This window comes from Flavobacterium hydrophilum, from assembly GCF_003202405.1.
In the GTDB taxonomy this organism is placed as follows: domain Bacteria; phylum Bacteroidota; class Bacteroidia; order Flavobacteriales; family Flavobacteriaceae; genus Flavobacterium; species Flavobacterium hydrophilum.
Genome location: NZ_QJHL01000001.1, coordinates 760,906 through 776,002 on the forward strand (window position 1 = coordinate 760,906; position 15,097 = coordinate 776,002).

The window sequence follows — 15,097 nt, forward strand, 5'->3', positions numbered from 1 at the left end:
AAATCAATGGAAAAAAATCTAAAAATAATTAATGCCTGCGATACAAACTGTCCTGTAAAAAAATCATTGGACATTTTGAGCGGTAAATGGACCATGATGATTTTGTATCAGATTAATACGAGAACTATCCGATATGGGGAACTTAAAAGAGCGGTAGTGGGTATTAGTGAAAAAATGCTGATACAGGAATTGAATTCTTTGGTGGAGCGCAAATTGGTCAGTAAAAAAGCATATCCGGAAATTCCGCCCAGAGTCGAATATAAACTGACAGAACTTGGGGTGAAAACTTTACCAATCATAGATCAGATAGCAGCTTTTGGACTTGAAAATTTAGTTTAGTTTCACTTTTTAAAGCTCTTAAAAAAAAAAGAGTTGATCTGGCGCCATTGTCGATTTTAGATGATTAATGATGATGAATATATACGAAACACTTTTTTTTTATACTTTAGTTCATAAAATATTACTTTGAGTAGGCGTCATTATTTGCAAAAGCAGGTCTAAATATAGACAAAAACAAAATAAATGAGTAGAATGAATCATATAGTTAAGGTTATAATAGTCTTCTTCATTTTTTTTTGCACTGCTTCCGGCCAAACCAGTGATTTGGTGTTTTCTCCAATTAATGTTTCAGATGGACTAAGTGACAATCAAATACGTTTTATTCTACAACTTTCTGATGGAAGGATGGTTTTTAAAACCAGCGGTAATATAAACCTTTATGATGGACAACACTTTAAGTATATCCATCATACTGCACGTCACATTTATCCTCTTAAAGGCTATAATGGCTTCTATCGTATTTATCAGGGAAAAGATTCTCTTCTATGGATTAAGGATTCCCACAAATTAATGTGCGTTGATCTTCGTACAGAAAAATATTTACCTGACCTTGATATTTATTTTAATAAAAAAGGATTCAGAAAATCTGTTGAAGATCTTTTTCTGGATTCAGACAAACGGCTATGGTTTCTGTCTTCCGGAAGATTATGGAAATATAATTCTTCTGATTTTATAGATATAAAAGCGAATCATGGTCAACTGCAGGATCTCGATACTCAAAATAACATCTTATATCTGTTTTTTAGCACTGGCGAAGTAGTTTGTTATGATTTAAAAACAGGAAGAAAACGGTACAGTAGTGCCGCTTATCCTGACTCACAGCATGATTTTTTCAATTACACTTCGATGGTGGTAAAAGGGAAAAACGGCTTTTATCAATTGCGAAACGGATCTAAAGGCGGTTTTTTCTATTTTGATATTCAGAAAAAAGTCTGGAAAAAAGTCCTTGAGACTTCCTATACTCTAAATACGCTCGCAGTTACTAAAGATGATATTGCCTATATCAGCTGTACCAACGGAATCTGGATAATTAACTGTCACAGCGGACAAAAACAATATTTTCCAACACTTAAAAAAGTAGATGGAAGTATTTTGAAGACAGAGGTAAGCACGCTTTTTTATGATAAACAGGGTGGGCTGTGGCTGGGTACTTTAAATCAGGGACTTCTCTATTATCATCCTTCCCGATACAAGTTTAAAAATATCGGACGATCCAGTTTCCAGTCAGCGGAAAACGGAGATGTTACAGTGCAGTCATTTGCAGAAGACAAAAACGGAAATATTTATATAAAAGCAGGAGGTGTTATTTATCGTTATTCTCCGTTGCGTCAAAATGATAACACTTTAACTATCATACAACCGTCGTCAGTACCAGTAGAAATAGTAAAAAAGCTCCATAAAGCAAGTACTTTTACCGGGATCAATAACGAGACTGCATTTCTTAAGGATATACGCGGCTGGGAATGGATAGGAACGCAGGACGGATTAAAACTTTTTGACCCAAAAAAGAAGAAAGAAAGGATTTTTTATACAAAAGACGGGTTGTCCAATAATTTTGTACATGCCATATTACAAGATAGGCATCATAATGTTTGGATAACAACAAGTTATGGAATAACAAAACTGCAAATAGATCCTGCAAACAGTAAAATTAGTTTCACCACTTTCGGTCCAGATGAAGGAACATTATCGGGAGAGTATTCTAATGGAGCCGCATTCGAGGCTGTGGGCGGAACATTATATTTTGGAGGCATTGACGGTTTTAATATATTAAAAACAAATCCTGTATCATCGGAAAAACTACCTTTTAAACCGGTTTTTACAAATTTATTCTTAAAAGGAGAAAAAATCGAACCAGGTGCCCGATACGATGGCCGAATTATCATGCCTGTAGCTGCGCCATACACAAAAGAAATAGAACTTTCATATGGTCAGAATTTCCTGACCTTAGAGTTTTCAGCGTTAAATTATCAAAACCCGGCACAAACTTATTACAGGTATCAACTCAAAGGTATAGACAATGAATGGCGGGAAACGTCAACGGGAGGACAAAATGAAAATAGAAATAACGGTGTTCTTAAAACTTCATACACTAATCTTCCTCACGGCAACTATACATTTCAGGTGATGTCATCCGGCAATGACCGAAAATGGAATGGTTTGGTTTCTGAGTTAAGGATTGATATTAAACCGCCCTGGTGGAAAACTACTACGGCATATGTGCTATTTATACTGCTTTTTACAGGATTAATTGGTGCAGGAATTTATTTCTATCTCTATTATAGCCGTAAAAAATTAGAACAAAATCACAGAGAGGATATCTTGTTAGTCCGCATACGGAACCTAATAGAGCAATGCAAATATCTGGAGACAGAAAAGGAGAATTATCTTGCTCAGACAAACTTACAAACTATAGAATCGGGTGAAAGCAGGAATGAAAACAGAGCTGATGAAATGTTTTTAGCGAAAGCTTTAGAACTGGTCGAAAAAAATCTGAATGTACCAGACTATTCTGTTGAAAATCTAAGCCGTGATCTTTGTATGGACCGTACGGGACTTTATCGTAAATTGATAGCATTGCTGGACAAGCCGCCATCTTTGTTTATTCGGAATATTCGACTACAGAAAGCGGCAGTATTAATTTTGGAAGGCGAACTTAGTATTTCAGAAATAGCAGAAAGAGTGGGTTTCAGCAGCTCCAGCTATCTTAGTAAATGCTTCCAGGAAATGTACGGCTGCCGACCTTCTGAATATGCTCAAATGATCAGGAAATCAACATGATTGTTATTTATTTCAACATGATTGCTGTTTAAATTCGGCAGTTCTGGGATACTTTTGGTGTTCTGGAAACCAAAATATAAACAACCATGAAATTTTCTAAAATAACCAGTTGTATGCTGACTCTTGCAGTCTTCATAGCAGTAAATTTAAATGCTCAATCTGTGGAGGGAACAAGACAGGGAGTAAAATTTGCCACACAGAATATGGATATTCAGATCGAATTCTATTCGAACAATATTGTACGTGTGTTCAAAACTCCACAAGGCTTTCCCTACAATAAAAAAAGTCTTTCTGTAGTTAAATCGCCCGAAATGATATCGGTTAAATCCACACAAAAGGGAAATAAAACCGTATTAGAGAGCAGTTCCATACAAGTTGAAGTTAACCCTGAAACAGGCGGTATAAGTTTATATGACTCTAATGGAAAACTACTTCTTAAAGATAAGGATTTCGGCACGCAGTTTTCAGCTACAGACGATGCAGGAACGCCTTCGTACACTGTAAGGGAAGGTTTTTTGCTTGACAGCGATGAAGCCATCTATGGTGTAGGGCAGATCATGGATAATAAATTCAGTCGCCGCAATTCGTCACATCATATGCAGAATGAAAACATGTCGACTTATTCACCTTATTTTATGTCCGTGAAAGGATACGCTGTTTTCTGGGATAATTATTCTATTTCTAAGTTCAACGATAATGCGCAGGAACTTTCTTTCGAAGGGCTGGGCCATTGTGTCGATTACTATTTCATGTATGGTAAAAACGCTGACGGTGTTATAGCGCAAGTTCGTGATCTTACGGGTAAAGCACCAATGCTTCCTTTATGGGCTTATGGTTTTTTTCAAAGTAAGGAACGTTATCACACAGAAGATGAAAGCCTGGAAGTTTTAAAAAAATACCGCAATCTCAAAGTTCCTATAGATGTGGTTATCCAGGACTGGAGATACTGGCCTGAATTCAACAAGAGCGACAGCTTATGGAATTCGCAAAGTTTTGACAGGCAGAGATTTCCAAATCCGAAGAAATGGGTAGACGAAATTCACAAGCTAAATGCAAAATTATTAATTGTCACCTGGCCCGGATTTGGCCCTAAAACAGAACAGCGTAAGGAATTTGACAGTAAAAAAATGATTATCAATTTTGATACCTGGCCTCCAAAAAGTGGTGCAAGACCTTATGATGTATACAATCCTGAAGCATTGAATATTTACTGGCGTTATCTTAACAAAGGAATATTCAGCTATATTGGGAACGATGGCTGGTGGCTGGATTCAACAGAACCGGACCACATCAATCGAAAAGATTCCGATTATGACCTTCCAACCCACCTGGGCAGTTATCGTAGTGTGAAAAACGCATACAGTCTTATGCATAATAAAGGAATTGCGGTCAATCAGCGTAAATCCAACGACAGCAAGAGAGCTGTAATTCTAACGCGTTCCGGATTTATAGGACAACAGCTTTATGGTTCAAATACATGGAGCGGGGACGTAGTTTCGTCCTGGGAAATGCTGGAGAAACAGATTCCTGCAGCACTGAATTATACTTTGATGGGGATTCCGAACTGGAATAGCGATATTGGTGGATTCTTTGCCGGAGGATGGAAAAAAGACGGTGGAAATAAAAACCCGGAATTTCAGGAGTTGTATGTTCGTTGGATGCAGTTTGGTGCTTTTTGTCCAATGATGCGTTCTCATGGGACTGATCTTCCTCGTGAAATTTGGAATTTCGGTGAAAGAGGGACATGGTGTTTTGATGCACAGGAAAAATCAATTAAGCTGCGATACAGTTTGCTGCCCTATATTTACAGTACATCGTGGGATGTCAGCAGCAATAACGGAACATTTATGCGTCCGCTCATAATGGATTTTGTATCTGATAAAAATACACACAACATCGGAAATGAGTATTTATTCGGACGTTCAATTCTAGTGGCTCCGGTAACAAAATATAAAGCAAAAGAATGGTCTGTATACCTGCCTAATGGAATTGACTGGTACGATTTCTGGACTAATGCCTATATCAAAGGAGGACAGACAATTGTAACAGAGTCGGCTGTTGATGAAATTCCACTTTACATAAAAGCAGGTACAATTCTTCCTTTTGGACCTAACGTTCAATATGCCACTGAAAAAAAATGGGACAACCTTGAAATACGTATTTATCCTGGTGCCGATGGTGAATTTACATTATATGAAGATGAAAACGATAATTACAATTATGAGAAAAACATATATTCCATTATCAAATTCAAATGGACTGATAAAACAAAAATGCTTACTATAGAAAACAGGGAAGGTAGTTTTCCAGGAATGTTAAAATCCCGGGTTTTCAAAATTATGGTTGCCGGTCCAAATACGGCAGTAGGTGATAGTTCAGGCCAGCCGGGTAAGAATATTTCTTATAAAGGAAAAAAAATAGTATTGAAACTTTAGAAATCATCCACTCAGTTAGAGAACTATATTTTTTAATCTATTTGAAATAAATGCCATTTACTAAGAGCTTTAAAAATTAAAAAATTCTGTCGTTTTATGCGACAGAATTTTTTTAATATGTTGATTTATTTAGAACTTGAATTTAACACCTATGCCTACATCAAATCCAAAATTGTCATCATCATAGTTTCCTGATCCAATTTCAGGCCTTGCATCAAATGACAATAAGAGTGGAACTTCCTTAAAACCGTACTCTATACCAATATTTCCTGCTGCAAAAACAGAAGTCCCGCTATCATCATCTTCTTTACCGTCATAATCCCAACTTGCAATACCGGCTCCGGCGCCCACATACCAATTAAAGCCTCCATCAAGATTCCAAACCCATTGGTAGAGAGCTAAACCTTTAATAGCATCATAATCTCTGATGTCTCTCCATCCTAAATCGAATTCTAATCTATTGTTATTTGATAATCCTCTTTGATAAGAAGTTTCTCCTCCAAACCCGTTATTGTCTCCGATACGTATTCCCAGAGCATTTTTAGCAATTTCTTGTGATTGGGCCATAGAAACCAATCCGACTAGCATAATGGCAGATAAAATTATTTTTTTCATAAATGGTTATTAGTTTTTTTTATATAAATAATTCATGTGAAAATCAGTGTTTTTATAAATTATATTGTTGCTGTTTTTTATTCTTTAAGAATTTGTTTTGTATATACTTTTCCTGAGTCTGTCCTAACTTTTACAATATATATTCCCTTTGTTAAGTTTTTAATATTCATTTGCTTAATTTCAGACTGAGATAAAACCAACTTACCAGTTATATCAAATAAATACAACTGTTCAATATTCAGAAAACTATTTATGTAAAGAATATCGCTTGTTGGATTAGGGAAAATCTCTATTTCTTCAGCACTTTCAGTTACCGGAGTTACGGTACCTAAAAATCCGTCAAATAGTGCCTCGCCCATGAAAAGAGCTTTTACATCTAAATTACGCAAGCCACTATAGTTCGTGCCTCCAATCACGTAACCTAAAAAATGAATTGTGCCATCTGGAGCTATTTTTACTTTTGAAATAGCAGAAGATTTTTGCTGATCAACTTTTTTTGCCGTTTCCCAGTTTCCATCTGTGTCAATAACAGCAATGAAAGGATTTGTTTCATTTGAATTTAAGGATAAGTTACCCAATGATATGTTTCCCTGAAACTGCCCGCCAATAACAATCTTATCTCCTTTAATAAACATAGTAAGCGCTTCGGAACCATTTCCTCCTTCTATGGTTTTCAGCCACACCAACTTTCCGTTAACAGGTTCATATTTGGCAATGAAAGCAGTTCCTCCGGAGGCAGATGTCTTTGTATCATAGGCAAGGGTATTGTCCAAATCGAAATCGACACCATTTCCCCTAAAACATCCGGTAACATATACATTTTCGTTTTTATCGGTCAGTATTTCAGTAGCTCTGTCATACAACATACTATTAATAGTCTTTGCCCACTGCACTTTGCTCGAGCTATTGTATTTTGCAATAAAAATGTCTTCTTTCTCGCCAGAACAATCCTGTATAGTCATACTTTTTGGGGTTTTGTATGGAATAGCATCATTTATAAACAATTCAAGTCCAAAACCAGAATGATAATTTCCGGTAATGTAAAAGTTCCCTGAAGTTGCTGAATGCACATTCTGTTCTCTGACTACTCCACCCCCAATACCTTTAACATCAATAAATTCTCCATCGTGACTAAATCTGGCAATAAAAGAAGTAGTACAGTCATTAGAAATAATGAGATCATCATTGTTTGGATACGTTTTGGTTTTGTCAAAATCAAGAGTAATATTAAAGTCACCTAAGCTTCCTGTTACAAGAATATTGCTGTTTTGATCAAAACCGAGCCTACATCCCGAGTTAAGAAGTCCTTCTCCATTTATTTCTTTATAAAAAAGTAATGCCCCTTCAGGAGAATATTTGGCTAGTATAATATCGTTGTTAAATCTCCATGCGTGATCCCAGGGATCGAATTTTTCATTTTTAATAATTGAATTGGTGGCTGGGTGTTCCGGATCCAGGTCTATCACATCGCTTACAAACAAATCTACATTCGCTAATATGTAGATGTTATTTTCACTGTCAACCAATACATCTGTCACTTCATCGATATACGAATGTGTGTCTACATGTTTGCTACCACCAATACTTTTTATCCATATTATTTCATTTTTGTTATTATACTTTGCAATAAAGCCATTGGCTTCAACGCCTGTACTCAACACGTTTGAAGCATCAAAGGCTACATTTTTGCCCGAAAAACTGCCCACTACAATTTTGTTCCCTTCTGAGTCAAAGGCGATACCAGATTTAAATCCGTCCCTGGCAATTATATAATTATTATTGAATGGAATGCTGAGCTGATTAGTAAGAGTTAATTCCTGAGCATTGGCATAATGAAATCCAAAGAGAATTCCAGTTAATAATAGCAATTTATACATTTTATTTTTCATTTAAGTTTGTTTAAAACAATAGGTAATTAACTATCTGGTTACTGGTTTCTCTATTTGGTGGGGAAGCAATAGAAAAAGTAAATTAAAATCGTTGCAAAAAGTTCCTTTTATTGTTACTATATGGGTTTGATAAATTGACCGCTTTTAATCGTTTTATTTTACTATATGTGATTTATGTTCACTAATTTTTCCGCTATATGCGTTGCTTGAAAATTTTATGATGCCCACATTTTTTGCAATCCAATAATCACTTGAATAATCCCATGCTGGCCAAACATTAAGAGTTACGTCATCAATACTTTGTGTAAACCTGAATTTTATAACATCCTTAAAAACGGTTCCGTTTACAGTTAAAGAAATTCCTTTTTCTAAAATCTCACCTGTATATGTTCCCTCTGTGAGTTGAATAGGTAAAAAGGAGGCCTTATTACTTTTTATATAATTATAAGTTCCGGTCCAGGTTTGATTAACGTCTAAATAGTCTTTGAAAAAAAGAAATTCATATTCGGTAATTTTAGTAGTAACACCTCCTACGTTAGTATTCTTTTCGCCTACTTTAATATAATAATCGCCTTTATTTTTCTTAATTGAGAAAGGCTGACCATTATGAACTGCATCTCCAGTTGCATTTCCAAATATATCTAATTGATTAAATCCGTAATATTTAGATCCATTAACATCCTCAGTTCCTATTATTTTAATAGAAATTTCGTCGGTATCTTGAGTATAAACCCAGTTATTATCCACGCTTGTAGGCCAATAATCACCTGTTGAATTTTGATTTTCATTATCCGTTGAGTCGTCACTGCATCCTGTAAGAGAAATTACTGTAAGAAGAGATAATAAAAATGAAGCTATATTGTTTTTTGATATCATTGCTACTGTTTTTAAGTTGATTTTTTTTTCTGCTGTTTCCATTGGTAAATATTTTAATATATTCAGCAAAAATCAGTAACAATAAAGGTTTGAATGTTCTAAATTATAAATCGGAACCCCTTTTTCTAAATTCAGAAGGTGTTTTTCCTATCATTTTTTTGAATGTAGTATTGAAAACGGTCTTTGAATTAAAACCAACTTCAAATGCGATTCCTACTAAACTTAGATGATTCATCTGCGGGTTCATCAAGACTATTTTGGCTTCTTCAATGCGATACCGGTTCACGAACTGATAAAAATTTTCATTAAAACCAGTGTTGATTGTATAAGAAAGTTGATGAGATGAGATATTTAATTTTGTAGCGAGCTTTATTAAACTCAATTCGCAATCCAGGAAAGGTTTTTCCACTTGCATCAATAGTAATAATTCTACCTTGATAGATTCCAATTTTTCATCCTCGATGATTTTTTTACTATTTTCATTTGGAATCAAAGATTCGGAAATAATTTCTTTTAATTCTTTTTTGTCTTTTTTGGAATAAGGGTAAATTTCCTTTTGTTTCAAAGAATAATAGGTAATATAAAAGACAAGAAAAATGTTTATGATTTCAAGAAAAGCATAGTAATAGACATTTTCGTTTTGAACTTGAAATATAATACCGCTTGCCCAATATAATGCTAGTAAGATTACAACGAGTGTGATGTTTTTTAGCCATTTTAAATCAACGTTTTCTATTGCAGATGAAAATAAACGGATGCTTTGTTGGTGTCTTTTAATTTTTTTATAACACAAATAACAATAGCCAATCACTTGAATTCCAATAATGCAATTGAAAATTAGAGAAATTAATCCCAAAACGTTTGGGTTACTATTGGTTGGTAGTTTTAGAAATGAGACAAAAAGAGTAAAAACTATAAAAAGAAATGCTAAACCAAAATGTAAAAAATACTTTGGTTTCCATTTTTTTGTTGGATTTATAAAGGAAGAAACACTTAAATAAAATAGAGGAGAAATAAAGAAATTAGAGATTTCAATAATCTTATACAGAGCATTATTCTTCAATTGAAATAAAACACTGTTGCTATTTTGTATAAATAAACAAAGAACAAACAGAGCTAACCATTTATTAGCCTTGACATTCACTTTATGAATATTGACCAATAAGATAAATAACAACATCAAACAAGCACCCGGTATTATTATAGCTAATATGTTGTTCATATTATTTTAGTGTTTAATGAATTACCTTTCGGCTTTGCTTCGGGGTAATTCATTTTACTTTTCTTATTTCGTTTTCCTGCAAATATAGAAACTTGTATTCAGATTATACTTACATTCGATCCTGAAGATACCGTATGCTTTAAGTTGTAGACTGTAAAGGTTTGTCCACTTGCTAAAGTAGTCATTAGTGTCACTAATAAACTCAATGATTTAATGCTTAGTGTTTTTTTCATAAAAGGTTATTAATTTTTACAAAATTAGAAGTATTGAATTGCTAAAAAATCATTATAAATAGTGGTTTTTTATTTCGCATATTTATCTTATAAAGAATTCTTTTGTTCCAGCCACTTTAAAATGGATTGGGTTGTTTCCTCCGGCTTTTCTTGCTGAATCCAATGACCACAATCCAGACTAATAATATCCAAATCAGGAACGATATTTTTTAAGTTTTCAGACTTTGGAATCGTATCCTGTTCACCATATATCATAAGAGTCGGCTGATGAATGATTGGAGTTACATCCGCCATTAAGTGCCAGTTTCTGTCAAGGTTTCTGTACCAGTTTATACTTCCTGTAAACCCTGATGATTCGAAGGCAGAAATGAAGACAGACAGTTCGTTGTCGTCCATTAAAGGATCCCCAAGTGGTTTTTCTGCTCTTGCAAGATTAATCATTAGCATTCCTGGCTCAGGCGGTGTAGGAGGTAAGTTTTTGCGGAATATGTTACGTAAGAAACGAGATGTGTTTTCGTTCATTATAGCATCTGCTACTCCTGATTGTCGATTGAAGTGAACAAAATAGAAATCTCCTCCAAATATGGCTTCCATAAACTCAATCCATGGCTTTTCTCCACGCTCCTGATAAGGCAAAGCCAGGTTTATTATTTTATTAACCCGTTCAGGATGTAATAGTGCCAGATTCCAAATGACATTTGCGCCCCAGTCGTGGCCAACAAAGGTAGCGTCCTTGTAACCAAAATGGTCGAGTAGTGCAATAAGGTCACCAGTCAGGTGTTGAATGTCATAATTTGTTACTTCGTTCGGACGAGATGAGTTACCATAGCCACGTTGATTCGGTACAATAACATGATAGCCAGCATCAGCAAGAGCCTGTATCTGATAACGCCAGGAAAATGCGTGCTCCGGAAAACCGTGGCAGAGAATGATAGGTTTTCCTGAATTTTGCTGACCTGCTTCAAATACTTCCAGCACTACATTATTAACTGAAATCAGGGTAGCCTTTTGAAATGCAATTGGATTTAATTTTGTCTTAATTACGTTTGTCATTTTTATTCTTTATAAAGATTACTTAATGATGCAAACTTAAAACCGGTAAGTGACAGCCTTATGTCAGGGGTGAAAAATAAATTAGTAATAGTGGTTAAAATATTCTTCCAGTGTCATTTCGTGCGGTTCAAATTGGTCGGTAAGTATTTCTAATTTATTTATTCTGTCCAAACGAAAAAAACGAAATTCACTTCTCAACCGACAATAGGCAACCAACAACCAATTTTCTGTGTTTAACAATGCAAATGGTTCAATGTTTCGGCTTGTAGTTTTGTTTTGTTCGTTGGTGTATTCCATTTTTACAAGGCGGTAATTGCTCAAAGCAAATTGTAAGTCAGATAAACTATTACTGTTTCTTTCCCGATTGTTATTTTGGTCAAAACGTACTCTTTCTGAAAGTAAGTTCGCTTTGTCTTGTATGCTGTATTTTAAGACCGCTTTTACTTTTTCAATGGCTTCGGTGTAATCTTTAATGAATGATGTGTCTTTGTTTTGAAGAACCAATTGTTCTGCAGTAATTAACGCATTTGCCTGTGCTTCAGTAAACATTATAGGTGGCACTCTGTAACCTTCCATCAGGGAATAGCCTTTTCCCTCCTCTGTAACGATTGGAACTCCTGCTTGTTCCAAAGCTCTTATGTCCCGATAAATGGTTCTGATACTTACATTGAATTTTTCTGCAAGTGTTGTTGCTGTCAAAAGACGTTTTGTTTGCAATTGCGTTACTATTGCAATAAGTCGTGAAAGTCGCTTAGTGTCATTGTCGTTCATTTTTATCTAACGGTTTATGGTTGCAAGGTGGTTCGTGGAATTGTGGCTAAAGTTCTGTAACTTGCCGAGGAGGAATATTAAGTAGGTCTTTTTTTCAGCTTTACATTCAATACTTCTGAATAGAAATTCATTGTTCTTGAGAAATCTTTTGTTTTGATTTACACCAGTTAATTACGTTTGTCATTTATATCTTTTAAAATATTAATTAATGTATCAAACTTATACCTTACAACTGACAACCCTATGTCAGGGGTTAGTAAAATAATCGTATTGATCAAAATATTCTTACCTGATGTAATTGATAATCATAACATTCTTTATAATACATTAATACTTTTTCAAAAGAGTCAGCTAAAGCTTTAATTCTTCCAGTAAAAGGTTTGTATTCGCTCTTTCTTGGATCACTAAGAGAGATTTTTAAAATCGGTCAAAATGTTGAAACCCTTATCGTTACTGAGATGCGGTTTTTTTATTCTCTTTCATATTTTGAAAAACGCTCAAAAGTGACCTAATTTTTGTGGATTATTTGTGTCATTTTACCCTTTCAAAAACAGCTGCCACCAAAAAACTATTTAACTTGTTGTTAAATCAATATGTAAGGATAGTTAACGACTTGATTTAGAGATATTATAATTCGAGCTTTATTAACTTATTAAATTGTTGAATTATGTTAGAAAGCAGTTTTGGAATTATCTTCTTTTTGAAGAGCTCCAAAAAAAGCACAAGTGAAAGATATATTTATATCAGAATTACTGTCAATGGTGTTCCAGAAGAAACCTCTACTAAGAGAAAATGGAATGTGTACAGATGGGATCAGAAAGCCGGACAATTTACAACCATTTAATACAAGATTTAAAGAATTTGACTTGTTTTCAAGTGAATTTGTAAGATTATTATTGGTGTTTGTTATAAGGCGGTTTGATTGTATCGTAGAGGTTTAATGTTAAAAATAATTTGCTTATTAGAAGGATATGTATGAAATAATGATATTGAAGTTAAAGAAAGAAAATCAAGTACAACAGAAGTAAATTTATTTAATTATTTTAAAAAGAGAATATCAATTATAAAAGTAAAAGTTGTCCACCTTTGTTTTTTTTAATTTTGATGGTTCGAAACCCTGTTTATGCTGATATACGGGGCTTTTTATCGAGGCAGTACATTATAGATTTATATTATGCAGATTTTTTATTTCTGACATTACAAAAGTGCTCTGTGTACTGCCGATACTTTTGACGGATCCTAATTTATTAAAGACGAAATTCTGATAATTTTTCATGTCCTTTGCGAATACTTTTAGGATAAAATCATAATCTCCGGAAATGTTATAACACTCAACTACTTCGTCAATTTTCATGATGTCCTCAACAAAACTGTTTCCGATATTGCGGTCATGCTGTTTGAGTTTTATGTTGCAGAAAACGATAAAACCATGTCCGAACTTTTCATGGTCAATTAGTGCAATATACTTTTTGATGTATCCATTATTTTCAAGTCTTTTTACACGCTGTAAAACAGGAGTAGGAGACAGGTTTACCTGTGCAGCCAGTTCCTTTATGGTATAGCTGGAATTGTTTCCCAGTATCTTTAGCAAAAGCAGATCGGTAGTATCGAGTTCTTCCATAGCAAAAAAATCTTTTTAAGTTTCAAAAATACATTTTTAAAAGTAAATAACACTTGTTTTATGTTGTGAAACAGTTGAATTCTCTTAAGTGAGAACATCGGCCAGCTTTTTTGGTTATATAAGGTAACTTTGCATAGAAAATTAAGCTGAATAAAATTTCAGTAATTAAGTAATATAGTAAGAGCACATTGAAAAAGTTATTAAAAGTATTAAGCAAAGCAGGTTTCGACGGTTTCCTGTTAATGATAGCCACCATGATTCTGCTGGCTTATTTTTTGCCGAAGCCAGGGATGGTCAAAGAACCTGTTTCGCTGGAAGAGATTGCCAATGCAGGCGTGTCGTTGATTTTCTTGTTTTATGGCGTACGGCTGAGTGTTGAGAAACTAAAAGCCGGGCTTGCCAACTGGAAAATGCACATTGTCGTGCAATTGACAACCTTTTTGTTTTTTCCGCTCATCGTTTTGGCATTTCGCCCCTTGTTCGTTAACGCCGGCTTTGAACTGCTTTGGTTAGGGGTGTTTTTTTTGGCAGCTTTACCTTCCACAGTTTCCTCTTCCGTGGTCATGGTTTCCATCGCCAAGGGCAATATTTCCGCAGCCATTTTCAATGCGAGTATTTCCAGTTTGATCGGAGTAGTGGTAACGCCGCTTTGGGTTGGGCTGTTCATCGCTTCTGCAACAGGCGATTTTGATGTTACTGATATTTTCATAAAGTTGATTCTTCAAGTCTTGCTGCCTGTCATCATCGGCATCAGTCTCAACTCCCGTTTTGGCGCCATTGCTGAAAAATATAAGAAACAACTCAAATATTTCGATCAGGCAATTATCCTTACCATCATTTACACGTCATTTTGTAAGTCATTCTCCGAACATCTTTTTGAAGGCTTCACTGTCCTTGAACTTGTCGGACTCGCCACCGGGATGATGGTCTTGTTTTTTGCTGTATTCTTTTGTGTCGGACTACTCAGCCGCTTGTTTGGCTTTTCAGATGAAGATCGTATTACAGTCTTATTTTGCGGATCTAAAAAGTCATTGGTACACGGCACCGTCATGTCGAAAGTGCTCTTTCAGCACAGCACCATCACTGGTATCATATTGCTGCCACTCATGCTTTACCATGCCTTGCAATTGATTGCCGCCAGTATCATAGCTCAGCGTATGGCTCGACGAAAAGAAGTATAATTTTTATTTATGGCCAGTGCCTCTTTATCCTTTTCGGTAAAGAATCCCAATGTGGAGGCTTAACATTTTGGCACTTTTATC

At 35.0% G+C, this 15,097-nt stretch carries 12 protein-coding genes; 5 read left to right on the top strand and 7 right to left on the bottom strand.

The annotated features are described in order from the left end of the window. Window positions 1-6: 6 nt before the first annotated feature. The 3 genes from DMB68_RS03185 to DMB68_RS03195 all read left to right on the top strand — a co-directional run bounded on the left by DMB68_RS03185 (window position 7) and on the right by DMB68_RS03195 (window position 5,555). A complete protein-coding gene (locus DMB68_RS03185; protein WP_110345213.1) occupies window positions 7-339 on the top strand; it encodes a winged helix-turn-helix transcriptional regulator in 333 nt (110 codons plus the stop codon). A 192-nt stretch (window positions 340-531) separates the two neighbouring features. After that, a complete protein-coding gene (locus tag DMB68_RS03190) occupies window positions 532-3,120 on the top strand; it encodes a helix-turn-helix domain-containing protein (protein WP_110346330.1) in 2,589 nt (862 codons plus the stop codon). An 86-nt stretch (window positions 3,121-3,206) separates the two neighbouring features. Then, the gene (locus DMB68_RS03195; protein ID WP_110345214.1) at window positions 3,207-5,555 is read left to right on the top strand and encodes a glycoside hydrolase family 31 protein; all 2,349 of its coding nucleotides are present in this window, start codon (window positions 3,207-3,209) and stop codon (window positions 5,553-5,555) included. A 129-nt stretch (window positions 5,556-5,684) separates the two neighbouring features. On the opposite strand, the gene DMB68_RS03200 is transcribed toward DMB68_RS03195, so the two are convergent. From DMB68_RS03200 to DMB68_RS03225, 6 genes are all read right to left on the bottom strand, one after another. Then, a complete protein-coding gene (locus DMB68_RS03200) occupies window positions 5,685-6,170 on the bottom strand; it encodes a porin family protein (protein ID WP_110345215.1) in 486 nt (161 codons plus the stop codon). A gap of 77 nt (window positions 6,171-6,247) precedes the next feature. Further along, a complete protein-coding gene (locus DMB68_RS03205) occupies window positions 6,248-8,059 on the bottom strand; it encodes a T9SS type A sorting domain-containing protein (RefSeq protein WP_110345216.1) in 1,812 nt (603 codons plus the stop codon). Between the two features lie 153 nt (window positions 8,060-8,212). Beyond that, window positions 8,213-8,977: a hypothetical protein gene (locus tag DMB68_RS03210; protein WP_110345217.1), complete on the bottom strand. Its 765-nt coding sequence runs from the start codon at window positions 8,975-8,977 to the stop codon at window positions 8,213-8,215. A gap of 61 nt (window positions 8,978-9,038) precedes the next feature. Further along, a complete protein-coding gene (locus DMB68_RS03215) occupies window positions 9,039-10,157 on the bottom strand; it encodes a helix-turn-helix domain-containing protein (protein ID WP_110345218.1) in 1,119 nt (372 codons plus the stop codon). A 320-nt stretch (window positions 10,158-10,477) separates the two neighbouring features. Beyond that, window positions 10,478-11,443, bottom strand: coding sequence for an alpha/beta fold hydrolase (locus DMB68_RS03220; RefSeq protein WP_110345219.1), 966 nt, complete (start codon window positions 11,441-11,443; stop codon window positions 10,478-10,480). An 81-nt stretch (window positions 11,444-11,524) separates the two neighbouring features. Continuing rightward, window positions 11,525-12,214, bottom strand: a complete 690-nt coding sequence (locus DMB68_RS03225) for a helix-turn-helix transcriptional regulator (RefSeq protein ID WP_110345220.1) — start codon at window positions 12,212-12,214, stop codon at window positions 11,525-11,527. Between the two features lie 667 nt (window positions 12,215-12,881). Between DMB68_RS03225 and DMB68_RS23295 the strand changes: the two genes are divergently transcribed. Then, window positions 12,882-13,058: a C2 domain-containing protein gene (locus DMB68_RS23295; RefSeq protein ID WP_165830085.1), complete on the top strand. Its 177-nt coding sequence runs from the start codon at window positions 12,882-12,884 to the stop codon at window positions 13,056-13,058. A gap of 315 nt (window positions 13,059-13,373) precedes the next feature. Here the strand turns inward: DMB68_RS23295 and DMB68_RS03230 are convergent, their stop codons facing one another. After that, window positions 13,374-13,835, bottom strand: a complete 462-nt coding sequence (locus DMB68_RS03230) for an Lrp/AsnC family transcriptional regulator (RefSeq protein WP_110345221.1) — start codon at window positions 13,833-13,835, stop codon at window positions 13,374-13,376. A 188-nt stretch (window positions 13,836-14,023) separates the two neighbouring features. Between DMB68_RS03230 and DMB68_RS03235 the strand changes: the two genes are divergently transcribed. Next, a complete protein-coding gene (locus tag DMB68_RS03235; protein ID WP_110345222.1) occupies window positions 14,024-15,016 on the top strand; it encodes a bile acid:sodium symporter family protein in 993 nt (330 codons plus the stop codon). Window positions 15,017-15,097: the final 81 nt, after the last annotated feature.